The organism is Neisseria leonii, assembly GCF_028776105.2.
Lineage (GTDB): Bacteria > Pseudomonadota > Gammaproteobacteria > Burkholderiales > Neisseriaceae > Neisseria > Neisseria leonii.
The window spans coordinates 1,612,464-1,639,409 of record NZ_CP145606.1 but is presented as its reverse complement, the minus strand read 5'-3'; the positions used below and the strand labels follow the sequence as shown (position 1 = coordinate 1,639,409).

Sequence of the window (26,946 nt, the reverse complement as noted above, 5' to 3'; positions counted from 1 at the left end):
CTGTGCGCGTTGAAATGTGGGACAACGATAAATTGCTGGCCGATCCGCCGATGTTCCACCGTGTGATGCAGCAGGCCTTAAACAGGGGTGATGCGCATCTGCTGGCATCGCTGCTTGCGGCGTACCGCCGGCTGCCCGAACCGGACGCTTTACTGCTGGCACATGCAGAGGCAGAGTTACTGCGCCTGCGCGGAGATACGGGTGCCGCCGTTAAACGTTATGAGGATTTGCAGCAGAACTATCCCGATGATGTGCGCATCCGTTTGGATGCAGCTGCCGCTTTGGTTCAAGACAGGCAGTGGCGCGAAGCGGATGCTTTGTTTGCTTCAACACTCAATGAACCCGGGCTGCCTGAAAATGTGGCCGGCAATGTCGATGTATTCCGTCAGGGCATCAGACGGCATAACCAATGGCAGTTTTCGGGTAATCTGGGTTTTGCGCGTCATCAGAATATTAATGACGAAGCACCCTCTTACTGTACGCCGTTGGGGTGCACTCAGAGCAGACCCGTAGATGCCTGGGGATTGGATTATTCTGTGGAGGCAGCCAAAAATACGCCGATTAAGGGTCATCATAATGTGCTGATCCGCACCCATATCGGGGGAACCAGTTATTACTTTGACCGAAAAAGTCAATATGACAGGGCGTTTGGCCGGATATATTCGGGGTGGCAGTATCAGTCTGCAAAAGATACCGTCAGTGTGCTGCCGTTTTACCAGTTACAATTTGCCGGTTCGAATGAATTTGCAGACAAAACGACACGCGAACGCGGATTACCCGATTTATTCGCGCGCGGCCGGGGAATTCAGACGGCTTGGAGCAGACTGCTGCATCCGCGCTTGCAAAGCAGATTGGGTGCAGAAATATCGGTTCAGCGTTATGTACCACAGGAACGCCGCCGCCCTTATGACGGCCGGCACTACGCTTTAAATGCGGCACTGACTTATGCGCCGACAAATAATCATACGGTTTATGGCAGTTGGGGGGGCAGCGTATTCCGCCCGAGACACCAAATCGTGAACGGGGCGCACAATAATCAGGCTTATGTGCGCCATACCGTTTCGGCAGGTTGGAATGCCCGTTGGCCGCAATTGGGCGGTCTGGAAAGCAGTGTGCGCGGCTCTTATACTTGGCGGCGTTACCGCGGCACTGCATTGGATACCGATTTTATACACAGACAGCGCGAAAACCGCGAATATGATTTGCGCTTGACATTAGCGCACCGCAACATCCGTTTTGCAGGCTTAATGCCGCAACTGGTTTATGAACGCAATATAACCAACAGTACACATGACTGGGCGGACAGGAAATCACGCGGGATATTTGTGGAAGTCGTCAAACCGTTTTAATGGGCGTCATCAGGCCAGTCCGCCCGCAAATCATTCAGACGGCCTGACCGACGATTCGGCAGTCAAACCATCTGCCGCCGCAGACGCAGCAGATTCAGACGGCCTTGCCGCCTCATCCGCCATATCTGCACCGTCGCCGCCGACCAAATCATCAATATCGATTTCTTCATCCGCACCGGCCGGCACTGCCTGGCCGAGCTGCTGCGCGCGCAGGCGCAGGTACATATCTCGGGTATAGGCATATTTGTCGAGCGCGGCCTCGTCCAGACTGTCGGTCAGATCCAACAGGTTTTCGCGGGTGCTGACGGCATTGGCCGCCGCAGCCGCCACACGCCCCGATGTGGTTTTAAAAACAGCACTTTGCGGCGGATAGGCCAACAGCAGGGTGGAACCTACGCTGTCGCGTACGGTTGAGGGACCGGTCAGCGGATAAACGAAATAATGGCTGTTCTGCCAACCCCATGAAGCGAATGTATCGCCCAGGCTGTTTTTGTTGTCGGGCATACCGCCGGCATCGGCGATGTTGATGAGTCCGCCCAAGCCGAAAGTGGTATTGACGGCCACCCGCATAAAATCTTCGCTGGCGCGTTTAATGTCCAAACGCAGCACATTACTGCCAAAGCTCACGGCATCGCGCAGGTTGTTGAAGAAGTTGCTGACGCTCATGCGCACGGGACGCGGCGTTACTTTGCGGTAACCGCGCGCCAGCGGCGAAAGAACGTAGCGGTCGGCCGTATCGTTCACTTGAAACATGACGCGGTTATACGGCTCGTAAGGGTCGTTGCCGGAAACGGCCTGCGGGACGGCAATGGAAGCAGGCGGCGCAGAATGCTCTTGCGCGGAAACAGTGGCGGCGGCCAGAGCCAGTGTACAGGCGAGTATGCGGACAGATGGTTTCATGACAGTATCCAATGCCGGATTTCGTAAAGTCCGGCCAAATCTTCCAATGCGGCAGGCAGGGCGCGCCACTGCGGCCGCACAGTTGTCGTGCGCAGGGCAGTCAGCAGCAGCGATACGCAGGCCGAATCGACCCGGCCGACCGCCGACCAGTCGATGACGGCGGGGTTTCTGCGGCAGGCCTCTTCGAACGCGCGGCAGGCGGCGGGAGTCAGGGTTTTGACCGTTACCTCTCCGCCGACCCAAAGCACGCCGTTATCCCAACGGATCTGCATCAGCGGCTGCCGTTTTTCGATTTCAGTTCGGCAATCAGGCCGTCGATGCCTTTTTGCTGAATGGTTTGGCCGAATTGGTTGCGGTAAACCGTGACCAGGCTGGCACCTTCAACCGCCACGTTATACACGCGGTAGCGGCTGCCGCTCTGATATGCGGTGAAATCCATATTGACCGGCTTGCCGCCTTGGCTGACTTCCGCACGTACAATGACTTCCTTGCCGCCGCGGTTAACCACAGGGTTGTCGCGCACAGTAACTTTGGAATTTTTGAATTTCAGCATGGTGCCGGAATAGGTACGGATCAGCAGGGTGCGGAATTCGTTGGTCAGTGCCTGTTTTTGCACCGCGCTGGCATTGCGCCACGGATTGCCGACGGCCAGAGCAGTCATGCGCTGGAAGTCGAAATACGGCATGGCGTAATCTTCGGCCTGTTTGCGCACAGCCGCATCGTTGCTGCCGTTGGCCTTATTGAGAATGCTCAAAACCTGCGATGCGTTTTCGCGGACTTGGCTGACGGCCTGCTGCGGCGAAGCCACAGCCAGACCGATGCTCATCACGCCTATGCCCAAGGCAGTTAAAATTCGGGTTTTCATATGCTTGTCCTTTCTTGCTTGACGGCCGCCGGATGCGGCACTGTTCGCGGCCTTTTTCAGACGGCCTGCTGTGTCATGGGTTGGTGTCGGCTTCCGGTTCTCCGGTGGTACCGTTACCGGAAGCCTGTGCTTTGGCACTGTTTTCGGTAAATGCGGTCATCACCCGGCCGATCAGGTTTTCCAGTACTAAAGCGGAGCTGGTCAGCGTAATGGTGTCGCCTGCCGCCAAGTTTTCGGTATCGCCGCCCTGCTGCAAACCGATGTATTGTTCGCCCAGCAGACCGGAGGTAAGAATCTGGGCGCTCGTATCGGCACTGAAACGGTATTGCGGATCCAGCTCGATGGCCACTTTGGCCTGATAACTCTGCGGGTCAAGCCGAATGGCACTTACCCGGCCGACCAATACGCCGGCGGCTTTGACCGGCGCTTTCGGCTTTAAGCCGCCGATGTCGGAAAAATCGGCGTAAACCGTATAAAATTTCCCGCTGCCCGCCAAACTGCCGCCGGCCACACGGAAAGACAAAAAGCCCAGCGCAGCAATCCCGACCATGACAAACAGACCGACCAGAAGTTCTAAATTGCTTCGTTTCATGAGGATTATCCGGTAAACATAAAGGCAGTTAAAATAAAATCGACCGCCAGCACCGCCAAGGCGGAAGACACCACTGTACGTGTACTGGCACGCAAAATACCTTCGGAAGTCGGCACGGCGTGAAAGCCCTGATGAACGGCAATCAGGGTAACGGCCACGCCGAAACAGGCCGATTTAATCAGGCTGTTGAGTACATCGTAGCCGAAGGAAATATTGTTCTGCATCTGCGACCAGAAAATGCCGCCGTCCAAACCCAGCCACTGAACACCCACCAGATATGCGCCGTAAATGCCGGTTACATTGAAAACCGCCGTCAGCAGCGGCATCGAAACCACACCCGCCCAAAAGCGCGGAGCCACCACGCGGGCAACGGGATTGACCGCCATCACATTCATGGCTTCCAGCTGCTCGGTGGTTTTCATCAGGCCGATTTCGCTGGTCATCGCGCCGCCCGCGCTGCTGGCAAACAGTATCGCAGCCAGTACGGGCCCCAGTTCGCGCAGCAGGCCGGCGGCCACCATATAGCCCAGAATGTCGGCCGATTTGAATTTCGCCAATTGGGTATAGCCCTGCAAACCCAGCACCATACCGACAAACAGGCCGGAAACGGCAATAATCAATACCGACAGTACACCGGCAAAATACACTTGGCGCACCGTCAGGCGCGGCCGCAGAAACGCACTGCCCGAATGTGCCAGAATATTCATTAAAAACAGGCAGGTGCTTCCCAGCTGCTGCAAGAAGCCCAAAGTTTTCGCGCCCACGCTCCGAATCATTTCCATCACTCAATCCGCCTGTTCCGCACTGCTGTCCGCCGTACCGAGCAAATCCTGCCGCAAACTGCCGCCTGCCGGATAACGGTAGGCCACCGGTCCTTCGGCCGAGCCGCCGACAAACTGTTTGACCCACGGCGAATCGATCGCACGCATCTGCGCCGGGCTGCCGCTGAACACAATGCGGCCTTCGGCCAAAAAAATCACTTGATCGACAATCGCCAGAGAACGCTCAATATCGTGCGTGACCATCACGCTGGTCGAGCGCAGTGCACGGTTTACGCGGCTGATCAGATGGGCAATCACGCCGAGAGAGATGGGATCCAGACCGGTAAACGGTTCGTCGTACAGCATGATTTCGGGATCCAGCGCGATGGTCCGTGCCAGTGCGACACGGCGTGCCATACCGCCGGACAATTCAGACGGCATCAGGTTTTCCGTACCGCGCAAGCCGACCGCATTCAATTTCAGCAGCACCAAATCACGAATCACAGCTTCGGGCAGGCCGGTCAGCTCGCGCATGGGAAAGGCAATATTGTCGAATACCGACAAATCGGTAAACAGCGCGCCGTGCTGGAACAGCACGCCCATACGGCGGCGGTGCTCGTAAAGCTGTGCGGCGGAAAATGCGGCCAAATCGCGCCCCTCGATCAGCACCCGGCCGCTCTGCGGGCGGATTTGGCCGGTAATCAGCCGCATCAATGTGGTTTTACCGCTGCCCGAACCGCCCATCACAGCCGCGAAGTTGCCCTGCCCGATCTGAAAATTGATGTCGTGCAAAATCGGGCGGCCGCCATAGGAAAAGGCGACATTCTTCATTTCGATAAACGGTGTGCTCATGCGGCGGGTCGGTTTCTGAAAGCCTTGTATTTTAATCACTTGGATATTTAAATACAATTGTCGGCAGTCGCCGTGGAGATGAAAGATACATTATTGTATGTAAATTATTGAAATTCTTTTATTTCACCGTGTAGTAAAATGCAACACCGGATCAGGCTTCACCGGCCTGCGGCCGCACAGGCCGTCTGAAAAACGGAAACCGCGTGATTTGCAGCATCGAAAGAGGCCTGCGGCGTTTTCAGACGGCCTGTGCCCGGCTTTACGGTTGTTTGTCCGTATCTCCGGTATGGCTGTTCGGGTGTGCAACGTCTTCCACCAGATCGCTCACAGTCTGGCTGACCGGATTGATGCCGCTCTGCCCGCGCACGGTCTCGCGCTGCGCATCGGTCAGCGGTGCATACACCTCGTCCAACTCGGCTTCGCGGCGTGCTTCGGCCTCTTCAAAACTTTCATACGGCTGCGGCCGGATTTTGCTCAGATCGATACTGTTCATCACTGTACTCCGTCAAAAATGGCAGGAACGGCCACTATGCCCGTCTGCCGCCGTTTGTGCAAGCGGCCATTTCGGCGGCCAGCCGCGCCGCCGCCATCAGACTGCCCGAATCGGCACGGCCGCTGCCGGCCAAATCGAGCGCGGTGCCGTGATCGACCGAAGTGCGGATAAACGGCAGTCCCAGTGTGATATTGACGCCCTGACCGAACGAGGCGAATTTCAATACCGGCAGGCCTTGGTCGTGATACATCGCCAATACGGCATCGGCATCTTTCAGCATAAAGGGCTGAAACAGCGTATCGGCAGGAAACGGGCCGTGTACGTCCAAACCTTCGGCGCGGGCGGCCGACAGGGCGGGCGTGATGATGTCGATTTCTTCGCGCCCCAAATGGCCGCCTTCTCCCGCGTGCGGGTTCAATCCTGCCACCAAAATCTTCGGCGCGGCAATGCCGAATTTGCGGCGCAAGTCCCCGTCCAATATGCGCAATACCGATAACAGCAGCGGTTTGTCGATGGCTCCGGGAACGGCGTGCAGCGGCAGGTGTGTTGTCGCCAATGCCACGCGCAATCCGCCGCCTGCCAGCATCATCACCACTTGCCGCGTACCGCTTTTTTCCGCCAGATATTCGGTGTGGCCGCTGAAAAATGCACCGCCCGCATCGTTAATCACGCCCTTGTGCAGCGGCGCGGTCAGCATCGCGGCAAAACGGCCGTCTGCCACACCCCGATAAACCGCATCGAGAATGTCCAGCACATAAGCGGCGTTGGCCGTATTCAATACGCCTGCTCGCACCGGTGCGCGCAACGGGATATGGCAGACATCCAGCACGCCCGGTTCAGACGGCATACCGGCGCAATAGTCGCGCAGCCGTACCGCTTTGCCCAACAGCCGCGCCCGTTCGGTCAACAGGTTTTTATCGCCGAATACCACGCAATGAGCATTCAGTCCGGCTTGGGGCAGATCCAGACAAATATCGGGGCCGATACCGGCCGGTTCGCCGCTGCTGACGGCCAAAAGGGGAAAAGACATGATTTTTTTCTCTGATTCACGCGTTTTCAGACGGCCTCTATATATTTCGGGCCGTCTGAAAACGGCGGTTTATGCCGGTTGCACCGGCAGATCGGATTAAAGGTATCCGGCAGCAAGCAGGCAGCCGCCGTTAGCGGCACCATTATATCAAGCCGCTTTCGCTGCCGCCGAAACGGGCGGCGGTTTGCGCATCGATACGGCCGCTGTGCAGCAGCTGCTGCAATGACTGTGCCAAAGTCTGCATACCGGCGGCCTGTCCGGTTTGAATGGCATTGGCGATTTGCGCCGTTTTGTTCTCGCGGATTAAATGGCGCACCGCCGGTGTCGCCATCAGAATTTCGTGCGCCGCCACGCGCCCGCCGCCGAGCGCGGGCAGCAAAAGCTGCGACACCACGGCGCGCAGGCTTTCGGACAGCATGGCGCGTACGCTGTCTTTTTCGCCCGCTTCAAACACATCGATAATGCGGTCTATCGTTTTCGCCGCGCCGGTGGTATGCAGCGTGGCCAGCACCAAATGTCCGGTTTCGGCTGCCGTTAAAGCCAGCCGGACGGTTTCGCGGTCACGCAATTCGCCCACCAGAATCACATCGGGATCTTCGCGCAGCGCGGATTTGAGCGCGGCAGCAAAACTTTTGGTGTGCTCGTGCAGCGCGCGCTGGCGGATTAATGCCGTACGGTTGGTATGGACAAATTCGATCGGGTCTTCAATCGTCAGAATATGCAGCGGCCGGCTGCGGTTGAGCGCGTCAATCATGGCTGCCAGCGTGGTGGACTTGCCCGAACCGGTGGGGCCGGTGACCAACACCAAACCGCGCGGCAATTCAGCCAGCTTGTGCACCACCGGCGGTACGCCCAAATCGGCCAATGTCGGAATATTGTCCGCAATCAGGCGCAACGCGGCGGCCGCACCGGAGGCCGTCTGAAAAACATTGGCACGGCAGCGTTTGTTGTCGGGCAGCACAAACGCAAAATCGACTTCGCCGCCATCGCGCCAGACGGTACGCTGTGCCTCGTTCATCAGCGGCAAAACGGCATTTTCGATCTGCTCTGCCGTCCATGCCGCCTGTTCCGTGCGCGTCAGGCTGCCGTCGATACGCAAAACGGCCGGTTCGCCCGCCGCCAGATGGACATCGGATGCACCTTTTTGCGCCGCTTCCAATAGAAAACCGACCAAGTCCGCCATGCCGCACCCCCGCTTTTCGGTTACAATTCAAAGCAGTTTGTGCCAAAGCGCGGCCTGCGTCAATGGCACTGCTGATACAGGAGCAGACATGAACGATTTGGTACGCAACCGCGAAACCGTTTTGGCGCAAATCCGCGCGGCCGAAACCGCCTGCGGCCGCAGCGGCACGACACTGATTGCCGTGGGCAAAACCTTCCCCGCCGCCGACATCCGCACGCTGTACGCCGCCGGCCAGCGCGATTTCGGCGAGAATTATATTCAGGAATGGGCGGCCAAAGCCGAAGAACTGGCCGATTTGCCGGATATGGTATGGCACATCATCGGCGATGTTCAGTCGAATAAAACCCGGTTCGTGGCCGAAAAAGCGCATTGGCTGCATACTTTGAGCCGTCTGAAAACCGCCGAACGTTTGAGCGCGCAACGGCCGCCGCATCTGCCGCCGCTGAATGTGTGTATCGAAGTCAATATCGGCGGCGAAACGGCCAAACACGGCGTGCCGCCCGAGGAAGCCCTGCCGCTGGCTTTGGCCGCACAAAAACTGCCGCAAATCGAAGTGCGCGGTCTGATGTGCGTGGCGAAAACCGGCAGCACACACGAAGCATTATTGCAGCAGTTTTCGCATATGCAGACGCTGCTGGCCGATTTTCAGACGGCCGGACTGCCCGCCGACGTTTTATCTATGGGTATGTCGGCCGATTTGGCCGAAGCCGTGGCCTGCGGGGCCACCCATGTGCGCATCGGCAGCGCGATATTCGGCGGCCGGCCTGCACCGGCCGTCTGAACCCGCCGAATATTAAAATCACGGGCTGTGCCGGTTAGCGCCATGCTGTGAATATCCGCTGAATCGGGAAAAAACAAAGACCGCAAACAACGGAACAGACTGTGCGCTTCATCGTTTATCCGCAACCTGCCCAACCGTCCGCCGCTAATCCCATCATCTGCACAACCCGAAAAACGTTTTCCGATGTTTTATTCAATCATGATCCAAACTTGCGCAAGAAAGGAAAAAAAAATGACGGTCTATTTTCTGGGCGGCGGCAATATGGCCGAAGCCATCATCGCCGGTCTGCGCCGCGCCCGGCCGGATCTGCCGGTTCACGTTGCCGACCGCGGGGAAGAAAAACGCTGCAGACTGGCGCAGCAATACCGCGTTGCCGTTTCGGAAAAACTGCCCGTGCTAACATCAGATGATGTATTGGTGCTGGCGGTCAAGCCGCAGGATATGCAGACGGCCTGTGCGGGCGTGGAAACCGGCGGCGCACTGGTGCTGTCGGTGGCAGCCGGTTTGAGCACCGCCACTTTGTCGCGCTATCTGAACGGCCATACACGCATTATCCGCGTGATGCCCAATACGCCGTCGAAAATCGGTTTGGGCGTTTCCGGCCTGTTTGCGCCGGAATACATCGGCCAAACCGACCGCGATACCGCCGAAATGCTGATGCGGCCTGCGGGCATGACGATTTGGCTGGACGATGAAAACCGGATGCACCGCATTACCGGCATCAGCGGCAGCGGCTCGGCCTATGTGTTTTACCTGCTCGACGCACTGGCCGCTGCCGCCCGGGAACAGGGATTTTCCGCCCAAGACGCACGCAGTTTGAGTTTGGCCACTTTCAAAGGCGCGGTGGCTTTGGCCGAAGCGCAGACGGAAGATTTTGCCGTGTTGCAGCAGCAGGTTACATCAAAAGGCGGCACCACGGCCGAAGCCATTAAAGTTTTTGAAGCGCGGAATATTGCCGGATCGATTGTCCAAGGCGTTGCCGCCTGTGTGCGCCGTTCGGAAGAAATCGCTGCTGAGTTTGAAAAAACGCCGTCTGAGGCCGTCTGAAAATCCGACAACTTAAATTCCCATTCGGTTTCAGCCATGAAAAAACAGCGCGGATGCGCTGTTTTTTGTGTTTTAGAGGAATAAAAATCCGTGCTCAATCGGCAAACTGTTTTTTCATCTGTTCGCGGCGTTCCTGTGCTTCCACCGACAAAGTGGCCGTCGGGCGTGCCAGCAGGCGTTTGAGGCCGATAGGTTCGCCGGTATCGCGGCAATAGCCGTAATCGCCCTCGTCAATCGAACGGATAGAGGCTTGGACTTTGCTCAACAGTTTGCGCTCGCGGTCGCGGGTACGCAATTCCAGAGCATATTCTTCTTCTTGGGTCGCGCGGTCGGCCGGGTCGGGAGCGGATTCGTGTTTTTGCAGATTATCGGTAGTGGCCGAAGCATTATCGATTAATTCGTCTTGCAGTTTAACCAGCAATTCGCGGAAAAATGCCAAGTGGTCGGCGTTCATGTAATCGTCTTCGGAGCCGTTCCAATTGATAATGTCCTGCTCGGTCAATTTTGCCATTTTCGGTCTTTCTTCTGAAATTCCTGCGGGTTGATTAAGGCAGCCGGTTTGCTGCCGCTGCTTTTGCCAACTTGCGATGATAACACGGTTTTTCTGCCGGTTCTGTTTTTTACTGTGTTTTACGGCAAAAATTGCCGTCTGCACCGGCATGGTAAGCTGTCCGCCTGTTTTCAGTTTTTTGTACGGCAAAAGATACTGTGAAGTTTTGTTAAATCCCTTCGAGCCTATAATATATAAGGCCGTCTGAAATCGGGCATGGTGCTTTTCAGACGGCCTTTATACCGTTTTTTCAAATGTTTAAGCAGATGCGGCTATTTAATCAAACCGGCAAAATAAGCCAGCGTACGCACCAATTGGCAGGTATAGGACATTTCGTTGTCGTACCAGGCCACGGTTTTGACCAACTGTCTGCCGCCGACATCCAAGATACGTGTTTGGGTGGCATCGAACAGCGAACCTTCCGTCATGCCGATGATGTCGGAAGAAACCAGTTGTTCTTCAGTGTAGCCGAATGACGGATTGGCGGCCGCCTTCATCGCTGCATTCACTGCCTGCACACTGACGTTTTTTTCCAATACGCAAACCAGTTCGGTCAGAGAACCCGTAGCCACGGGCACACGTTGGGCGGCACCGTCGAGTTTGCCGTTCAATTCGGGAATCACCAAACCGATGGCCTTGGCCGCGCCCGTGCTGTTGGGCACAATATTTTCCGCAGCGGCACGCGCCCGGCGGAAATCGCCTTTGCGGTGCGGCGCATCCAGCGTGTTTTGATCGCCCGTATAGGCATGAATGGTGGTCATCAGGCCTTGGACAATGCCGAATTCGCGGTGCAGTACGGCTGCCATCGGTGCCAGGCAGTTGGTGGTACAGGAAGCGGCGGAAATCACGGTTTCACTGCCGTCGAGAATATGTTCATTGACACCGAACACCACGGTTTTGACATCATCGCCGCCGGGTGCGGAGATCACAACTTTTTTCGCGCCGGCACGGATATGGGATTCGGCTTTGTTTTTACTGGTAAAAAATCCGGTACATTCTAATACGACATCAATGCCCAATTCGCGCCAAGGCAGTGTTTCGGGATCGGCATCGGCAAAAACTTTGATGGTTTTGCCGTTGATGACCATCACATCATCTTTCAGTTCGGCAGAACCTTGGAAACGGCCTTGGGTCGTATCGTACTTGAACAGATGCAGCAGCATATCGGCAGGCGTGAGATCATTGACGGCAACCACTTCCACACCTTCGATATGTTCCATCTGGCGCAGTGCCAAACGGCCGATGCGGCCGAAACCGTTAATTGCAACTTTAATACTCATAATATCCGGCTCCATGTAATCGGTAATTTACCGGGTTTATTGAAGCATAAAATCGGATTATTACAAAAAGCTACTTTATTTTTAACATTTTCAAACGTTTTGCTGCGCTTATCTGAATTTTGTTTCTTTCATTTTTGTATTTTATTTTTGATGAAAAAGATAAAGCAGCGGCGTATTTGTGGATAAACGGTTTATCTGCCCGAATGAAGGGGGTTTCACGTCACGGTAAATATGTGGAAAAAGGCCGTCTGAATTTGCGGAGAAAAACGGGAAAACGGTAACCGGTTTTACCGTGATGTGGATAAAACCGGCTTATCCGCTTTTTTTACACTGATAGTGCGGTTTTACCGATAGTCCGCCGCTATCGTTGCGGGATACAGACCATTTCCGTGCTTCGCACAAGCGGTATTTTGGCTTATCATCGGTAAAACCTTATGGAAACACAGTAAAGGCTTGATGATGCTGCAACGGACCTTGGCACGCGAAGTGAGTGTTACCGGTGTCGGCCTGCATTCGGGAGAACGTGTGGCACTCACACTTTATCCGGCACCGGCTGACAGCGGTATTCTGCTGCGCCGCAGTGATTTGGACGGCGATGCGGGAAAAACCGTCAAACTGACCCCTTATCTGATTAACGACACCCGTCTGTCTTCGACAGTGGTTACCGAAAACGGGACACGCATTGGCACCATCGAACACATGATGTCGGCATTGGCTGCCTACGGTATCGATAATGTCCTGATCGAACTGAATGCACCGGAAATCCCGATTATGGACGGTTCCAGCCTGCCGTTTATTTATCTGCTGCAAGATGCGGGCATTGTGAGACAGACGGCAAAAAAACGGTTTCTGAAAATCATCAAGCCGGTGGAAGTAAAAGAAACGGGCAAATGGGTACGCTTTACGCCTTATGACGGATTTAAAGTTACACTGACCATCGAATTTGATCATCCTGTGTTCAACCGCAGCAGTCCCACATTTGAAATCGATTTTTCCGGTCAATCTTATATCGAAGAAATCGCGCGCGCGCGTACGTTCGGTTTTATGCAGGAAGTGGAAATGATGCGGGCGCACAATCTGGGTTTGGGCGGTAACCTGACCAATGCGATTGTGATCGATGACACAGATGTGCTCAATCCCGAAGGGCTGCGTTATCCCGATGAATTCGTCCGCCACAAAATTTTAGATGCCATCGGCGACCTTTATATCGTCGGTCATCCGATTATCGGTGCTTTTGAAGGTTATAAATCGGGCCATGCCGTCAATAATGCACTGCTGCGGGCAGTTTTGGCCGATGAAAACGCATTTGAATGGGTTTCTTTCGATGAGAATGCCGACCTGCCCGGTGCATTTTTCGAAATGGAAGAATATGCCGCTTGAAAACGTATCTGCGGTAATCTGTTTTCCCGTCAGGCCGTCTGAAAAAACGTTTGCAACGGTATTTTATCCACTTCAACGGATCAAATGCCGCAAATTATCCAAGTAAAATTCAGACGGCCTATCTGTTTTTTTCCACAGGCTTTTTCTTTTATCAACCATTTGAATAAAAAAGTAAAATCAGGTTTATCCCGATAAAGCTGTCTGTTTCATCTTTTTCATCAAAAAATAAAATTTATTTTTGATTAATTGTTTTGACGATATCCCCGTTTCTTTGCAAACAACGGTTTAGACAGAAAAAATAATGATGAAAATCATTAATTAATATTTCGGAATGTATCGGCAGAAAACGATATACCGTAAAATACCGATTTGATCACCGCACTAAATTAAAGGAATCCGCATGAAAGGCGACATCGGCGTCATTGGTTTGGCCGTGATGGGTCAGAACCTGATTCTGAACATGAACGATAAAGGTTTCAAAGTAGTAGCTTATAACCGCACTACATCCAAAGTAGACGAATTTCTCAACGGTGCCGCCAAAAATACGCAAATCACCGGTGCCTACAGTCTGCAGGAATTGGTAGAAAAACTGGAAAAACCGAGAAAAATCATGTTGATGGTGCGGGCAGGCAGTGTGGTGGACGATTTTATCGCCCAATTGCTGCCACTGCTCGATCAAGGCGACATCATTATCGACGGCGGCAATGCCAATTTTCCCGATTCCACCCGCCGGACACGCGAATTGGCGGCACACGGTATCCGCTTTATCGGTGCGGGTGTTTCCGGCGGAGAAGAAGGTGCGCGTAACGGTCCGTCGATTATGCCGGGCGGCGATGAAAGCGCATGGCCGGAAATCAAGCCGATTTTTCAGGCCATTGCCGCAAAAACGCCGGAAGGCGAACCCTGCTGCGACTGGGTCGGCCGCGACGGTGCCGGGCATTTCGTCAAAATGGTGCATAACGGTATCGAATACGGCGATATGCAGCTGATTTGCGAAGCCTACCAGTTTATGAAAGACGGGCTGGGCATGGATGCCGATGAAATGCACCAAGTATTTTCGGCATGGAATCAAACCGAGTTAAACAGCTACTTGATTGAAATTACTGCCGATATTTTTGCCTATCAAGATGAGGACGGCACGCCGTTGGTTGAAAAAATCCTTGATACCGCAGGCCAGAAAGGCACCGGAAAATGGACGGGCATCAATGCTCTGGATTTGGGCATTCCGTTGACGCTGATTTCCGAAGCGGTGTTTGCGCGTTGTGTATCGGCATTCAAAGCACAGCGCGAACAGGCTGCCGCGCTGTTCGATAAAAAAATCGAACCTGTCGGGGGCGACCGCGCACAATGGTTGGAAAATCTGCGTCTGGCTCTGCTGGCCTCAAAAATCATTTCTTACGCACAAGGCTTTATGCTGATCCGCGAAGCGGGCGAAACCCATCAATGGCAGTTGGATTACGGTAAAACCGCTCTACTTTGGCGCGAAGGCTGTATTATCCGCAGTGCGTTTTTAGGCAATATCCGCGATGCTTATGATGCCGATCCGGATTTGGTATTCCTCGGCAATGACCCTTATTTCAAAAATATCCTGCAAACTGCCCTGCCCGCTTGGCGTAAAATTGCCGCCAAAGCGTTGGAAAGCGGCCTGCCCATGCCCTGTATGACGTCTGCACTGACGTTCTTGGACGGCTACACCACAGCCCGCCTGCCCGCCAATCTGTTACAGGCACAACGCGATTATTTCGGTGCTCATACTTATGAGCGCACAGACCGGCCCCGCGGCGAATTTTTCCATACCAATTGGACGGGAACGGGCGGCAATACTGCTTCCACTACTTACGATGTTTAAGTCTGCTGCCTGTATCAAAGTTTGATTTTATGGAGAAAAGGCCGTCTGAAAACCGGTTTTACGGTTTTCAGACGGCCTTTCTGTATTTGGTACGATTACAAAATTAGACATATGCCGTTCATCGTATGGTTTTTATTTTTCAATAAAAAATGTGCAGTAAGGTTCTTCACCTTGAAACTCTTTACCAATCAATTTTACCGGCTTTAAAGTTTCACCACCGTCATCAGAGACCATGACAATCAGATGCTGATTACCAAAAGTTTTTAGTTCCCGGATAACTTGTTCAATGGTTTTTGAGCCAGCACCCCGATCATTATCATTGTCCATTTTTCATCTCCTACACCGGTGGTCAAATTTTTATTTTAAGTTTCCAGCCATTTGACACAGACAGCCAAAATATCGTTACCGTATTTATCGATTTTGGCCTGACCCAAGCCGAAAATGCGGTTCAGGTCGGCAGGTGTCTGAGGCAGGGTTTCAACAATGCTTTGCAGTGTGCGGTCATGGAAAATGACATAGGCCGGTACGTTTTCGCTTTTGGCGCGTGCGGCACGCCATTGGCGCAAATCCTGCCAGATGCGTTCTTCGCGCTCGGTACGCAGCCGTTCGCCCTGCGGTTTCTGCATACTGTGTTTTTCGCGTTTGAACGGGCGCAGTAAAACCGGCATTTCGCCGGACAATATCCGGCGGGCGGGCTCTTGCAGGAAAAGTGCGTGATAATTGAGCGGGTCGGCACCCAAAAAACCCAAGCCGATACTTTGGCGGATGACGCTGCGCCATTCTTTGTCGCTCAATTTTCCACCGATGCCGAATGTGGATAATTGATGGTGGCCGTTGCGGCGGATCCAGTCGTCGTCTTTGCCGCGCAAAACATTAATCACATAACCTGCGGCAAAACGCTGGCCGACACGGTAAACACAGCTGAGCAGTTTCTGTACCAATTCGGTACCGTCGAAGCGGTCGGGCGGGTGCAGGCAGTTGTCGCAATGGCCGCAGGCTTCGGCAGCTTCGCCGAAATGTCGCAGTAGCAGCACGCGGCGGCAGCCTGCGGTTTCGCATACGGAAAGCATACCGTCGAGTTTTTGCAACTCAATGCTTTTCTGCATTTCACTGCTTTGTCCGGCGAAAATGCGCTCGCGCAAGATGGTCCAGTCGTTCAAACCGTAGCACAGCCAGCTGACGGCCGGCAGACCGTCGCGTCCCGCACGGCCGGATTCCTGATAAAAATGTTCGATGCTCTGCGGCATATCGAGGTGGGCGACAAAACGCACGTCCGGTTTGTCGATGCCCATGCCGAAAGCCACGGTGGCCACAACAATGATATTGTCTTCGCGTGTAAAGCGCAGTTGGGCGGCTTCGCGTTCCTGCATACTCATGCCGGCATGGTAAGCCACCGCTCCCAAGCCGTTTTCGCGCAGAAATGCGGCGGTGTCATCGACTTTTTTGCGGCTCAAACAGTACACAATCCCGCTTTGTCCGGCCATTTGGCCTTTGATAAACGCTAAAAGCTGTTTTTTGCCGCTGTTTTTTTCGATGACTTGATAATAGAGATTCGGGCGGTCGAAACTGGCGACAAATTCGGGGGCGTTGTCCAGATGCAGATAATGTTTGATGTCGGCGCGGGTCTGTGCGTCGGCGGTGGCAGTCAGTGCGATGCGCGGCACGGCGGGATAGCGTTCGGCCAGCAGGCCCAACTGTTGGTATTCGGGGCGGAAGTCGTGCCCCCACTGACTGACACAGTGGGCTTCATCGATGGCGAACAGGCTGATGCGGGTGTGGTCGAGAAAGCGCAGAAAACGTTCGCCGACCAAGCGTTCGGGTGCAACATAGAGTAGTTTCAGACGGCCTGTGGCGATGTCGTCGGCAATTTGGCGGATATCGTCGGCGGGCGTGCCGCTGTGCAGTGCGGCACAATGCACGCCTGCGGCCTGTAAGTTGGCAACCTGGTCGTTCATCAGTGCAATCAGCGGCGATACTATGATGGCCACGCCTTCGCGCATCAGCGCGGGAATCTGATAGCACAGCGATTTGCCGCCACCCGTGGGCATCAACACCAGAAGGCTGCTGCCTTCAGCCAGAGTTTGTACTACTTCGGCCTGATTGCCCCGGAATTCGGGATAGCCGAAAGTATCGTTCAAAATCTGCAACGCGTTCGGGTGGGTCATGCGGCAATTTCCGTTATAATGAGGCGGTATTGTAAACTTTATCGTTGCGTGCGTCATGGCGGTGCGCGCATGAACCGGGAAGCAAAATGCAGAAGAAACAGTTGTTGGGAACGGTATCGGCGGTCTGTATGCTGATGCTGGCCGCGTGTGCGGCCGGCCCGCAGGTTGAAGGGCAATGGCAGCCGCTCGGCGAGACGGCCGACGGTAATATCCGTGTGGCTGTGGATAAGGCCAGTATCAAGCGCAACGGCCAGTCGGTAATATTCCGCGACCGCAAAGTTGTGGTGAAACCGGCGGAAATGCGTTATGTCAATACGCCGTCTTATAAGACGGCTCTGGGTGAGTGGGAAATCCACTGTACCAACCGTACTTACCGCCTGACTGCGTTGACATTGCTGGCCGCTAACGGACAGGTGGTTGCCGAGCAGCGTTACAGTGCGGTGGATTTGCGTCCGATGCCGGTGCAGAAGGGGTCGATTAACGAGAAACAGTGGCAGACGGTATGTGCCGGATCAGGAGCGGGAAGATGAAAAAAGCAGTATGGACGGTTTTGTTGGCTGTTTTGCCTCCGGGCGCGGCAGCAGAGGGTGATTTGATCAGCGCTCAGGCGGCATTCCGTCAAGCATTGGCTGTGCAGAATACGGATGATGCACGGATGGTAAAACTGCAAACGGATTTGGCGGCGGCGCAAAAACGCAAGGCCGATGCAGAAGCGGATATCGGCCGTCTGAATGCCGAACTGGAAGCGGCAAAACAGCAGAAAGCGGCTAATGATGAGGCGTTGAAACAGGCGGGCGAGCGTTTGAACCGTGCCTGGCAGGCGGCCAAGGGGCAGTAAGCAGTAAAACGGTCGGGCTGCTGACCGTTCTGCCTGTTTGGGTTTTGATTTTAAGGCCTGATTTTCATGATGTTTTCATAAAAGGATACTGTTTAAGTTCTTTTCAGCCTGTAATAGATTAAGGCCGTCTGAAAACCGGATTTTGGTTTTCAGACGGCCTTCTGTATTCTGATACGGGCTTTTATTCGGGGCGCATCTGCGGGAACAGCACCACATCGCGGATGGTTTGCGCATCGGTCAGCAGCATCACGAGGCGGTCGATACCGATACCGCAGCCGCCGGTGGGCGGCAGGCCGTATTCCATGGCGCGGATATAGTCGGCATCATAATGCATGGCTTCGTCGTCGCCCGCGTCTTTTTGTGCCACCTGTGCTTTGAAGCGGGCGGCTTGGTCTTCGGGGTCGTTCAATTCCGAATAGCCGTTGGCCAGTTCGCGGCCGACGACGAACAGTTCGAAACGTTCGGTCAGGCCGGGGCGGGTATCGGAAGCGCGCGCCAGCGGGGAAACTTCCACAGGATAATCGATGATGAAAGTCGGATTCCACAACCGGCTTTCGGCGCAGCCTTCGAACAATGCCAGTTGCAGGCTGCCGATACCGGGGGCGGGCGGCAGACTTTCGCCGTGCTTGACGATTTCCTGTTTCAGCCATTCGGCATCGTTGAGCTGTTCGTCCGTGTAGTGCGGATTGTATTTTTTGATGGCCTGCAAAATGGTCAAACGCTCGAACGGCGCGGCCAAATCGACTGCTTTGCCGCTGTATTCGATATTCAGACGGCCGCAGGCGGTTTGCGCGGCGGCGCGGATAATGCCTTCGGTCATTTCCATCATGCGTTCGTAACCGCAAAACGCCTCGTAGAATTCCATCATGGTGAATTCGGGGTTGTGGCGTACCGACATACCTTCGTTGCGGAAGTTGCGGTTGATTTCAAACACGCGCTCCAAGCCGCCGACCACGAGACGTTTCAGATACAGCTCGGGCGCGATGCGCAGATAGAGCGGCATATCGAGCGCGTTGTGGTGGGTAACGAAAGGCTTGGCCGCAGCACCGCCGGGAATCGGGTGCATCATCGGGGTTTCGACTTCGAGATAGTTCTCGGCCACCATATAGCTGCGGATTGCCTGCACAATTTGGCTGCGTTTGATGAAAATGTCGCGGCTGTCGGGATTGGCAATCAGATCGACATAACGTTGGCGGTATTTGGTTTCCTGATCCGTCAGACCTTTATGTTTGTCGGGCAGCGGGCGCAGCGATTTGGTGAGCAGGTGCAGTTTGGCCGCGCGTACGGTCAATTCGCCGTGGTTGGTTTTAAACAGTGTGCCTTCCACGCCGATGATGTCGCCCAAATCCCAGTGTTTGAACGCGTGGTGCGCTTCTTCTCCCACGCCCTGATTGTTCACATACACTTGGATTTGGCCGCTTGTATCTTGAACGGTGGCGAAGCTGGCTTTGCCCATTGCGCGTTGCAGCATCATGCGGCCGGCGATTTTGACGGGAATTTCCTGCGGGTCCAATTCGGTTTTTTCGATTGCGCCGTATTGTGCCTGCAAATCGCCCGCAAAGGCATTGCGCCGGTATTGATTGGGAAAGGCGATGCCCTGTTTGCGGATTTCGCCGAGTTTTTCGCGGCGGGTTGCGATGATTTGGTTTTCGTCCAACTGGATATCGTCGGTTTGCGGAGTATGCTGTTCGTTCATCTCGGAATACCTGATAAAAAACAGGCAGTCGTAAACTGCCTGAACAATAAATAATCGGCTGTATTTTACGCGTTTTCAAGTACTTTTGAAAGTATGGTGGTATGGTCGGCCGGTGATGGAAGATTATCCACAAAAATATGTGGACATTTTTCGGATAATCTATTTATCAGATTGAATTTAAAATGATTGATATGGTTTTTCTTTTGTGGATAAAGGCCGCCTGAAGGGGGGTAAATGGTTTTCAGACGGCCTGCTGATCTGTTTCGCCGGCACAGGCCGACACAATCAGGGCTTCTTTGCCGACGATATGGAAGTGTATCTGATAACCGGCCAGAGCCATGCCGTAGCGGCGTTCGGGAATATCCTGATAAGCCGGGCGCGGGTCTTGGGCGATGCTCTGTTCAATCAGCGCAACCAATTCAGACGGCAAAGCATCGCGGCAGGCCGGATTCTGCCAGCGTATGTTTAAAGTTTGCGGCGCGCCGCTGACAAATCCCGCTTTTGCCTGCGGTTTGGCTTCGATAAACGGGATATACGGTTTGATGTCGATAACCGGCGTGCCGTCGATTAAATCGGCTCCGCTGCACCAAATCCGCACCGGTTTGCTGCTTTCGATGCGTTCGAGTTTGAGCAGGGATAAACCCAGATGATTGGGACGGTGGGGGCTGCGGGTGGCGAAAACGCCCATTTTGCGTTTGCCGCCCAAGCGCGGCGGCCGCACCATCGGTGCCCAACCCTCATCAAGTACGCCGTGAAAAATAAAATGCAGCCAGATGTAGTCGAAATCGGCCAAACCGCGCACGCTGTCGGCATGAAAATCGGGGTTCAGCTCAATGCAGACGGCGGCTGCGGGTACCAGCCCGGGCTGGCGCGCCACACCGAATTTTTGCCGGTAGGGAGAATGCACGCTGCCTATGGTTTGAATGGTGTATTCCATTGTGGATAACTTGGCGGAAAAGCAGTACCGATTGTAGCATAGGCATGGACGGCTTTTGTTATAATGGGTGCTTTTGTTCACCTGCGGCATTGGCTATGAAAATTGTTTCGATTGATGTAGATGCGCAAAAAACGTTCACACCGCTTTGTCCGACGGAACTGCCCGTTCCCGAAGGCGACACCATTGCGACCGAACTGAATGCCCAGGCGGCGTTAGCCGACTGGCGGGTGATGACGAAAGACGCGCACCATACCAGTGCGGCATGGCTTGTGGATAATCCTGTGGATATGTTGAAAAGCACAGGCCTGCCGAATGCCGATTTGACATGGGTGTCGCATGCGATGGTCGGTTCGGTCGGCTATGAACTGCTGGATGGTTTGCCGGATTTGGACGGTTATGATTATTGTGTGTGGAAAGGGGTGGATCCGCAGCTCCACCCTTACGGTGCGTGTTTTCACGATATTGAAGAGCGGCTGAGTACGGGACTGGTAGAGTGGTTGCGCAGTAAAGAGGCCGATATTTTACTGGTGGGTGGTCTGGCAACCGATTATTGCGTGAAACATACGGTTTTGCAGCTGCTGCGTGCGGGAAAATGGCTGGTGATTGTCAATGCTTCGGCCTGTCGCGGTATCGCGCCCGACACGATTGAAGCTGCTTGGACGGAAATGATCGAAGCCGGTGCGGTCGTGCTGGAAAACGCCGAAGCAATTAAAGATTATTTAAAATCAATCAGTTGATTTATTTAGGCCTTTCAGACGGCATCGCTTGCCGTGCAGAGCCTGTTTAGCATGTTTCACGTGAAACATACAGACAGGCCGTCTGAAAATAGAGCGGCAGTTGCGGGGTATCGAATGAAAGTATTGCTGGTGCGCTTGTCCAGTATGGGGGATTTAATCCATACGCTGCCTGCGGTAACGGATTTGGCGCAGGCGGAGCCGGATATTGAGCTTCATTGGCTGTGTGAGGAGTCGTTTGCCGATATCGCGCGGCTGCATCCGTTTGTGAGGAACGTGCATACTTTGCGCTGGCGGGCGTGGCGTAAAAATTTAGGCAGTATGGAAACTTGGCGTGCGCTGTGGCATTTGAAAGAGACTTTGATGCGGGAGCGTTACGATTTTGTGTTGGACAGTCAGGGTTTGTTTAAAAGTGCGCTGTTTGCCAAACTTGCCAATGCGCCGTTGATGGGGTTGGACCGTCAAAGCGCGCGTGAATCTTGGGTTTCGGCGGCGTATAACAGAACTTTTTTTGTCCGCAAAGGCCAAGATGCCGTATTGCGCAACCGGCTGCTTTTTGCGCAAGTGTTCGATTATGCCCTGCCGCCGCGTTTGGCGTTCGGTGCGGAAGTGCCGCCGGTTGTGGAGAATCCTGCCCGTCATCGTCCTTATTATGTGGCTCTGCATGCCAGCAGCCGGGACAGCAAACTATGGCGGCAAGACTATTGGCGGGAACTGCTGGTGCGTTTGAATGCGCGCGACGGTGCGGCGGTTTATCTTCCTTGGGGCAGCGAAGGCGAGCGGCAGCGTGCCGAAGCGATTGCGCACGGCTTGCCGTTTGCCCATCTCTGTCCGCGTCTGAGTCTGATGGAGGCGGCGGCGCTGTTGCAGAGTGCGCGCGGCGTGGCGGGTGTGGATACCGGCCTGCTGCATTTGGCCAATGCGCTGAATGTGCCTTTGGTGGGGATTTATACCGATACCGATCCGCAGAAAACCGGTGTGCAACAGTCGGTTTTGGCGGGTAATGTCGGCGGTGTCGGACAGATGCCGGAGCCGGAAGCAGTTTATCGGGCCTTGTTGCGCCATATGGCCGCTGCCGATGTGGTCGAGGCCGTCTGAAAGACGGACGCATCTTGGTATAAATGCTCGAATATGGGGCTTGGGGACGTTTTAATCTCGGCTATAATTCCTTTATCTGTCCCGGTACAGGTAGAGTTTCCGTCAATCTATCCGCCGCAGGCGGGCTTAATCGAGGAGGCATAATGAAAGCATTGGTTGCAGTCAAGCGCGTGGTGGATTTCAATGTGAAGGTGCGCATTAAATCCGACGGATCGGACGTGGACATCGATAATGTCAAAATGTCGATGAACCCGTTTGACGAAATTGCCGTAGAAGAAGCGGTGCGCCTGAAAGAAGCAGGCAAAGTGAGCGAAATCGTGGCGGTCAGCATCGGCGGGAAGAAATGTGAAGACACCTTGCGTACTGCGCTGGCCATGGGTGCCGACCGTGCCGTGCATATTGAAACCGAATCTGCCGTTGAGCCGCTGGCGGTGGCCAAACTGATTAAAGCGGTGGCGGAAAAAGAGCAGCCGCAATTGCTGTTGCTGGGCAAGCAGGCGATTGATGACGATGCCAACCAAACCGCGCAGATGCTGGCCGCGCTGCTGAATGCGCCGCAAGGTACGTTTGCCGGAAAAGTGGTGTTGGAGGACGGCGAAGTGCTGGTAACGCGCGAAATCGACGGCGGTTTGGAAACAGTCGCCTTAAAGCTGCCTGCCGTCATCAGTACCGATTTGCGTCTGAATGAGCCGCGCTTTGTCAAACTGCCCAATTTGATGGCTGCCAAGAAAAAACCGCTGGAAAAAACCACGCCTGCCGAATGGGGTGTCGATGTTGCAGGCCGTCTGAAAACACTGTCGTATGCCGAACCCAAAGCACGGCAGGCAGGTATCCGGGTAAACAGTGTAGAAGAGCTGGTTGCCAAGCTGCAAGCGGCCAAAGTGATTTAAGGAGAACGATGATGACCGTATTAGTGATTGCCGAACATAACAACCAAACCTTAAATCCCGCCACCTTTCATGCCGTAACGGCAGCGGCCAAGCTGGGCGAAGTGCATATCCTAGTGGCCGGCAGCAGTGCGCAGGCGGTTGCCGAACAGGCCAAATCCGTTCAGGGCGTGGCCAAAGTTTTACTGGCCGATGCACCGCATTATGCCGAAAGTTTGGCTGAAGAAACCGCACCGCTGGCCGCTTCGCTGGCGGCAGGCTACCGTTATTTGACTGCTGCCGCTACTGCTGCCGGCAAAAACCTGATGCCGCGTATCGCCGCCCTGCTGGATTGCCCGCAAATATCCGATTTAACCGAAATTGTAGACGGCAGCACATTTGTGCGCCCGATTTATGCCGGCAATGCTTTTGTTACCGTGCGCAGCGATGAAGAAAAATTGGTACTCACTTTCCGACCGACTGCATTTGATGCCGCAGCGGCCGAGGGCGGTAATGCCGTAATCGAAACGGTGGCGGCGTTGCCGGCACAAAATCTGAGCCGTTTCGTTTCCCGGGAGCTGACCCAATCCGACCGGCCGGAATTGACCCAAGCCCGCGTGGTTGTTTCCGGCGGGCGCGCTTTGGGCAGCGCCGAACAGTTTAACGCCCTGCTGACCCCCTTGGCCGATGCTCTGAATGCCGCCATCGGAGCCAGCCGTGCCGCTGTCGATGCCGAATATGCGCCGAATGATTACCAAGTGGGACAAACCGGAAAAGTCGTTGCGCCCGAACTGTATATCGCCGTCGGTATTTCCGGTGCGATTCAGCATCTGGCCGGTATGCAGGACAGCAAAGTGATTGTTGCTATCAACAAAGACCCCGATGCGCCGATTTTCAATGTGGCGGATTACGGTATCGTCGGCGATTTGTTTGAAATCGTGCCGAAGCTGACGGCTGCGCTGCAAAAATCATAAGCGAGTGTACAAACAAATGTTTCACGTGAAACAGGCCGTCTGAAAACGGGGAAATCCTTTTTCAGACGGCCTGATGAATGTGGGGTGGATTCTTGAATTCCGGTTCTAGATTTTGTTTCAAAAAATGGTTAATATCTTTCAGGGAATTGAAAACTGTTCTATATTAGGAAAGAAAAAAATGATAAATAAACTTGCAGGAGTAATGAGAGACGGCATAATGCCTGCCTGCCTGCCTGCCTGCCTAACGCATAAAAGTATTCAAATTCAAAAGGCTTTTCTGAGCCGACTCTTTTTTAGCTGCATGGGGGTCGTCCATGCAGGTTAATTCTAGTTCAACAACAAACAAGCCTAAAATTATTTCCTTATTTTCAGGGTGTGGTGGTTTGGATCTTGGCTTTCATCTGGCAGGATATAAAACTGTATGGGCAAATGATTTTTCATACTGGGCGTGTGAGAGTTTCCGTAAAAATATCGGTAATGTGATTATTGAGGGGGATATTGAGCAGATTAACCCAAATGATCCAAGTATCCCTGATTGCGACATTATTTTAGGCGGCTTTCCTTGTCAGGATTTTTCCATGATTTGGAAACAACCTGGTTTGGATGGCGAGCGCGGAAATTTGTACAAAAGCTTTCTGCGTTTTGTGAATGCGAAAAAGCCCAAAGTGTTTGTGGCAGAAAATGTCAAAGGTCTATTAACTGCCAATAAGAAAAAAGCTATTCAGCAGATTATTACTGATTTTGAAAGTTGCGGTTACTACGTCCAAGCTAAACTTTATAACTTTGCTGAATTTGGCGTGTCCCAGTTTCGTGAACGTGTCCTCATTGTGGGCATACGCTTGGATACGGGCTTTGATTTTCAACATCCACATTCTACGCATGGTATTTCAGACGGCCTAAAACCTTATGTTACAGCTGGTAAAGCCATGCGGGATATTCCTAAATCCGCAACAAATCAGGAATTGCTCAATATTAGCGATAAAACGCGCCAAATGCTTGATCTCATTCCTGAGGGCGGTAATTTTACCGATATTCCCAAAGGCCATCTAAAGGCATGATCAGCCATGTTTATCGCCGTATGCATCGCGATGAACCGTCTAAAACCATTATTGCGGCGGGTGGTGGTGGAACATGGGGCTATCACTACCCCGAACCTCGTCCCTTTACCAACCGTGAACGCACCCGCCTGCAAAGTTTCCCTGATGATTTTGAATTTGTCGGTTCTGCCACCGAAGTCCGCCGGCAAATTGGTAATGCTGTACCGCCATTGGGCGTAGTAGAGCTTGCCAAAGCCATATTACCGATTTTTTCGGGAAATTATACAAAGGTAGATTTGCACGAAAAATTAGCACAAGAAAAAGCGATCTTATTTCATGACAGATTAAGCAAAATTCGTGGAGGCAAGCGATGAATACGGTATTTTCTAATTTGTATCCTGCGAAAATTACCGATAAATCGCTCAATACGGTTTGGTTTGATTTGTTTAAATCAGCAGATGAGGTTTTGATGGCAACGGGCTATGTTTCCAACGATGCCGTAAAAGAATTGCATAAAATCTTAGAATTAAATCATCAAATTCAAAAAATCGAGCTATTGGTAGGTATGCATTATTTGGAAGGATTTTCACAGCCTCAATACCGCAGTTTGTGTGAGCTGGATACATTTTTGCAAACTGAAAAGCGGGGGTCCGTTCGTGTGTCTCCCCGTGTCAAATTTCATGGAAAAATGTATTCGTTCAAAAATCAGGATAAGTTGGACGGTTTGATTGGGTCGGCAAACTTAACCTGCTTTTGGGACAAAACCGAACGAACTTATGAAACCATGTTTCATATTGATGAACGCCAAAGTGCTTTACATTTTCGGAGCAATATTCAAGCTGTCATTGAAGATTTAGGCATGCCATTCATCAAGCCAATGAACCGACCATTTTTAAACTGCACAATGTGCATTTGGAAAACTGTCTCGGAGTTAAAAAATCGAGGAAAGTAAAGTCGCTGAACTTTTCAGACAGCCAGCACAATATCAATTTGCCATTCAAGCCAAAACCGAAGAAAAAAGCAATTTAAATTGCTTTTTTGGCAAAGGCCGGCGTGATAAACGCGGTTTTGTGAAACCCCGTTCTTGGTATGAAGTGGAATTGATTGTGTCTAACGAGATTACCAGACAAGATGGCTATCCGCGTGAGCAAACATTTACTGTGATTACCGACGATGGTTGGCAATTTTCTTGTAAAACATCGGGGGATTTTGCCAAAAATCTCCGTTCCGAGAATGATTTGAAAACATTGGGAAAGTGGATAAAAGGGCGTTTGGAAGTTTCGGGCTGCCTGAAAACAGGACAAATGGTTACCGATGAGGTTTTGCGCGAATACGGTAATAATCAGTTTGAACTGCGGTCAACCGATGATCCCAATATTGGGTTGTTATCATTCAAAGGGAAGGAGTTGTAAAAAATGCTGCAAACATATTTGAATCAACTCAACCCTTCTGAATTGGCAATATCTGTAAAAAATACGGTAACAGAATTTTTGACAAAATTAGATAAGACCACATTCGATAAAATCACGCCTACGATGAAAAAAGCACACAATGTTTTATTGGTGGGCAATGTACAAAGTGGCAAAACTGCACAAGTGTTGGGTATTGCCAGTGCATTTGCAAATGCAAACGCTTAACCGCGCTAAAAATAATTTGGATAAATTTTTGGATAAATTTATTGTTTTAGAT

The 26,946-nt window shown here is 53.1% G+C and carries 31 protein-coding genes; 16 read left to right on the top strand and 15 right to left on the bottom strand.

Annotation, left to right across the window (positions count from 1 at the left end; all coding sequences use genetic code 11):
- The first annotated feature begins 14 nt into the window (after window positions 1-14).
- Window positions 15-1,349, top strand: a complete 1,335-nt coding sequence (locus ORY85_RS07845) for a surface lipoprotein assembly modifier (protein WP_338577936.1) — start codon at window positions 15-17, stop codon at window positions 1,347-1,349.
- Window positions 1,350-1,379: 30 nt separating this feature from the next.
- Here the strand turns inward: ORY85_RS07845 and ORY85_RS07840 are convergent, their stop codons facing one another.
- The 9 genes from ORY85_RS07840 to ORY85_RS07800 all read right to left on the bottom strand — a co-directional run bounded on the left by ORY85_RS07840 (window position 1,380) and on the right by ORY85_RS07800 (window position 8,025).
- A complete protein-coding gene (locus ORY85_RS07840) occupies window positions 1,380-2,249 on the bottom strand; it encodes a VacJ family lipoprotein (protein WP_274572515.1) in 870 nt (289 codons plus the stop codon).
- Entirely contained in the window at window positions 2,246-2,521 is a 276-nt protein-coding gene (locus ORY85_RS07835) for a lipid asymmetry maintenance protein MlaB (RefSeq protein ID WP_274572514.1), read from the bottom strand. The genes ORY85_RS07840 and ORY85_RS07835 overlap by 4 nt, the downstream gene beginning before the upstream one ends.
- Entirely contained in the window at window positions 2,521-3,114 is a 594-nt protein-coding gene (locus ORY85_RS07830) for a phospholipid-binding protein MlaC (RefSeq protein ID WP_274572513.1), read from the bottom strand. The genes ORY85_RS07835 and ORY85_RS07830 overlap by 1 nt, the downstream gene beginning before the upstream one ends.
- Before the next feature lie 73 nt (window positions 3,115-3,187).
- Window positions 3,188-3,706 carry an outer membrane lipid asymmetry maintenance protein MlaD gene (gene mlaD, locus ORY85_RS07825; RefSeq protein WP_274572512.1) on the bottom strand — a complete coding sequence of 173 codons (519 nt, stop codon included), beginning with the start codon at window positions 3,704-3,706 and terminating at the stop codon, window positions 3,188-3,190.
- A 5-nt stretch (window positions 3,707-3,711) separates the two neighbouring features.
- Window positions 3,712-4,488: a lipid asymmetry maintenance ABC transporter permease subunit MlaE gene (gene mlaE, locus ORY85_RS07820; RefSeq protein ID WP_274572511.1), complete on the bottom strand. Its 777-nt coding sequence runs from the start codon at window positions 4,486-4,488 to the stop codon at window positions 3,712-3,714.
- 3 nt (window positions 4,489-4,491) lie between these two features.
- Window positions 4,492-5,319 (bottom strand): ABC transporter ATP-binding protein, encoded by an 828-nt coding sequence (locus tag ORY85_RS07815; RefSeq protein WP_274572510.1) that lies wholly within the window; start codon window positions 5,317-5,319, stop codon window positions 4,492-4,494.
- Window positions 5,320-5,578: 259 nt separating this feature from the next.
- The gene (locus tag ORY85_RS07810) at window positions 5,579-5,812 is read right to left on the bottom strand and encodes a cytochrome-c oxidase (protein ID WP_274572509.1); all 234 of its coding nucleotides are present in this window, start codon (window positions 5,810-5,812) and stop codon (window positions 5,579-5,581) included.
- Window positions 5,813-5,846: 34 nt separating this feature from the next.
- Complete coding sequence (pdxA, locus tag ORY85_RS07805) at window positions 5,847-6,842, bottom strand: 4-hydroxythreonine-4-phosphate dehydrogenase PdxA (RefSeq protein ID WP_274572508.1); 996 nt, start codon at window positions 6,840-6,842, stop codon at window positions 5,847-5,849.
- Window positions 6,843-6,984: 142 nt separating this feature from the next.
- Window positions 6,985-8,025: a type IV pilus twitching motility protein PilT gene (locus ORY85_RS07800; protein WP_274572507.1), complete on the bottom strand. Its 1,041-nt coding sequence runs from the start codon at window positions 8,023-8,025 to the stop codon at window positions 6,985-6,987.
- An 88-nt stretch (window positions 8,026-8,113) separates the two neighbouring features.
- Here ORY85_RS07800 and ORY85_RS07795 point away from each other — a divergent pair, with 88 nt between their 5' ends.
- Window positions 8,114-8,806 carry a YggS family pyridoxal phosphate-dependent enzyme gene (locus ORY85_RS07795; RefSeq protein ID WP_274572506.1) on the top strand — a complete coding sequence of 231 codons (693 nt, stop codon included), beginning with the start codon at window positions 8,114-8,116 and terminating at the stop codon, window positions 8,804-8,806.
- Window positions 8,807-9,037: 231 nt separating this feature from the next.
- Window positions 9,038-9,853 carry a pyrroline-5-carboxylate reductase gene (gene proC / locus ORY85_RS07790; protein WP_274572505.1) on the top strand — a complete coding sequence of 272 codons (816 nt, stop codon included), beginning with the start codon at window positions 9,038-9,040 and terminating at the stop codon, window positions 9,851-9,853.
- 94 nt (window positions 9,854-9,947) lie between these two features.
- Here the strand turns inward: proC and dksA are convergent, their stop codons facing one another.
- Together dksA and gap are read right to left on the bottom strand one after the other, a co-directional pair.
- Window positions 9,948-10,364, bottom strand: coding sequence for an RNA polymerase-binding protein DksA (gene dksA / locus ORY85_RS07785; RefSeq protein WP_274572504.1), 417 nt, complete (start codon window positions 10,362-10,364; stop codon window positions 9,948-9,950).
- Between the two features lie 311 nt (window positions 10,365-10,675).
- On the bottom strand, window positions 10,676-11,683 hold the full coding sequence (gene gap, locus ORY85_RS07780) for a type I glyceraldehyde-3-phosphate dehydrogenase (protein WP_274572503.1): 1,008 nt from the start codon (window positions 11,681-11,683) through the stop codon (window positions 10,676-10,678).
- A 459-nt stretch (window positions 11,684-12,142) separates the two neighbouring features.
- Here gap and lpxC point away from each other — a divergent pair, with 459 nt between their 5' ends.
- A complete protein-coding gene (gene lpxC / locus ORY85_RS07775; protein WP_274572536.1) occupies window positions 12,143-13,063 on the top strand; it encodes a UDP-3-O-acyl-N-acetylglucosamine deacetylase in 921 nt (306 codons plus the stop codon).
- Window positions 13,064-13,463: 400 nt separating this feature from the next.
- Window positions 13,464-14,912, top strand: a complete 1,449-nt coding sequence (gene gnd / locus ORY85_RS07770; protein ID WP_274572502.1) for a decarboxylating NADP(+)-dependent phosphogluconate dehydrogenase — start codon at window positions 13,464-13,466, stop codon at window positions 14,910-14,912.
- A gap of 132 nt (window positions 14,913-15,044) precedes the next feature.
- Here gnd and ORY85_RS07765 read toward each other — a convergent pair whose 3' ends face one another.
- Both ORY85_RS07765 and recQ read right to left on the bottom strand, forming a co-directional pair.
- The gene (locus ORY85_RS07765; protein ID WP_274572501.1) at window positions 15,045-15,239 is read right to left on the bottom strand and encodes a hypothetical protein; all 195 of its coding nucleotides are present in this window, start codon (window positions 15,237-15,239) and stop codon (window positions 15,045-15,047) included.
- A gap of 35 nt (window positions 15,240-15,274) precedes the next feature.
- Window positions 15,275-17,077: a DNA helicase RecQ gene (gene recQ, locus ORY85_RS07760; protein ID WP_274572500.1), complete on the bottom strand. Its 1,803-nt coding sequence runs from the start codon at window positions 17,075-17,077 to the stop codon at window positions 15,275-15,277.
- Window positions 17,078-17,163: 86 nt separating this feature from the next.
- On the opposite strand from recQ, the gene ORY85_RS07755 reads away from it, so the two are divergent.
- On the top strand, window positions 17,164-17,607 hold the full coding sequence (locus tag ORY85_RS07755; protein WP_274572499.1) for a surface-adhesin E family protein: 444 nt from the start codon (window positions 17,164-17,166) through the stop codon (window positions 17,605-17,607).
- On the top strand, window positions 17,604-17,915 hold the full coding sequence (locus tag ORY85_RS07750) for a hypothetical protein (protein ID WP_274572498.1): 312 nt from the start codon (window positions 17,604-17,606) through the stop codon (window positions 17,913-17,915). The genes ORY85_RS07755 and ORY85_RS07750 overlap by 4 nt, the downstream gene beginning before the upstream one ends.
- Before the next feature lie 181 nt (window positions 17,916-18,096).
- Here ORY85_RS07750 and lysS read toward each other — a convergent pair whose 3' ends face one another.
- Together lysS and tsaA are read right to left on the bottom strand one after the other, a co-directional pair.
- A complete protein-coding gene (gene lysS, locus ORY85_RS07745; protein WP_274572497.1) occupies window positions 18,097-19,611 on the bottom strand; it encodes a lysine--tRNA ligase in 1,515 nt (504 codons plus the stop codon).
- A gap of 241 nt (window positions 19,612-19,852) precedes the next feature.
- A complete protein-coding gene (gene tsaA, locus ORY85_RS07740; protein ID WP_274572496.1) occupies window positions 19,853-20,548 on the bottom strand; it encodes a tRNA (N6-threonylcarbamoyladenosine(37)-N6)-methyltransferase TrmO in 696 nt (231 codons plus the stop codon).
- 95 nt (window positions 20,549-20,643) lie between these two features.
- On the opposite strand from tsaA, the gene ORY85_RS07735 reads away from it, so the two are divergent.
- From ORY85_RS07735 to ORY85_RS07695, 9 genes are all read left to right on the top strand, one after another.
- On the top strand, window positions 20,644-21,285 hold the full coding sequence (locus ORY85_RS07735; RefSeq protein WP_274572495.1) for a nicotinamidase: 642 nt from the start codon (window positions 20,644-20,646) through the stop codon (window positions 21,283-21,285).
- A 114-nt stretch (window positions 21,286-21,399) separates the two neighbouring features.
- Complete coding sequence (gene waaC, locus ORY85_RS07730; protein ID WP_274572494.1) at window positions 21,400-22,380, top strand: lipopolysaccharide heptosyltransferase I; 981 nt, start codon at window positions 21,400-21,402, stop codon at window positions 22,378-22,380.
- A 143-nt stretch (window positions 22,381-22,523) separates the two neighbouring features.
- The gene (locus tag ORY85_RS07725) at window positions 22,524-23,270 is read left to right on the top strand and encodes an electron transfer flavoprotein subunit beta/FixA family protein (RefSeq protein WP_274572493.1); all 747 of its coding nucleotides are present in this window, start codon (window positions 22,524-22,526) and stop codon (window positions 23,268-23,270) included.
- Window positions 23,271-23,281: 11 nt separating this feature from the next.
- Entirely contained in the window at window positions 23,282-24,220 is a 939-nt protein-coding gene (locus ORY85_RS07720; RefSeq protein ID WP_274572535.1) for an electron transfer flavoprotein subunit alpha/FixB family protein, read from the top strand.
- A 314-nt stretch (window positions 24,221-24,534) separates the two neighbouring features.
- The gene (locus tag ORY85_RS07715) at window positions 24,535-25,278 is read left to right on the top strand and encodes a DNA cytosine methyltransferase (RefSeq protein WP_274572492.1); all 744 of its coding nucleotides are present in this window, start codon (window positions 24,535-24,537) and stop codon (window positions 25,276-25,278) included.
- On the top strand, window positions 25,275-25,631 hold the full coding sequence (locus ORY85_RS07710) for a DNA cytosine methyltransferase (RefSeq protein WP_274572491.1): 357 nt from the start codon (window positions 25,275-25,277) through the stop codon (window positions 25,629-25,631). Before ORY85_RS07715 ends, ORY85_RS07710 begins: the two co-directional genes overlap by 4 nt.
- A complete protein-coding gene (locus tag ORY85_RS07705; RefSeq protein WP_274572490.1) occupies window positions 25,628-26,209 on the top strand; it encodes a restriction endonuclease PLD domain-containing protein in 582 nt (193 codons plus the stop codon). Before ORY85_RS07710 ends, ORY85_RS07705 begins: the two co-directional genes overlap by 4 nt.
- Window positions 26,196-26,669: a hypothetical protein gene (locus tag ORY85_RS07700; protein ID WP_338578478.1), complete on the top strand. Its 474-nt coding sequence runs from the start codon at window positions 26,196-26,198 to the stop codon at window positions 26,667-26,669. Before ORY85_RS07705 ends, ORY85_RS07700 begins: the two co-directional genes overlap by 14 nt.
- 3 nt (window positions 26,670-26,672) lie before the next feature.
- A complete protein-coding gene (locus ORY85_RS07695; RefSeq protein ID WP_274572489.1) occupies window positions 26,673-26,894 on the top strand; it encodes a hypothetical protein in 222 nt (73 codons plus the stop codon).
- Window positions 26,895-26,946: the final 52 nt, after the last annotated feature.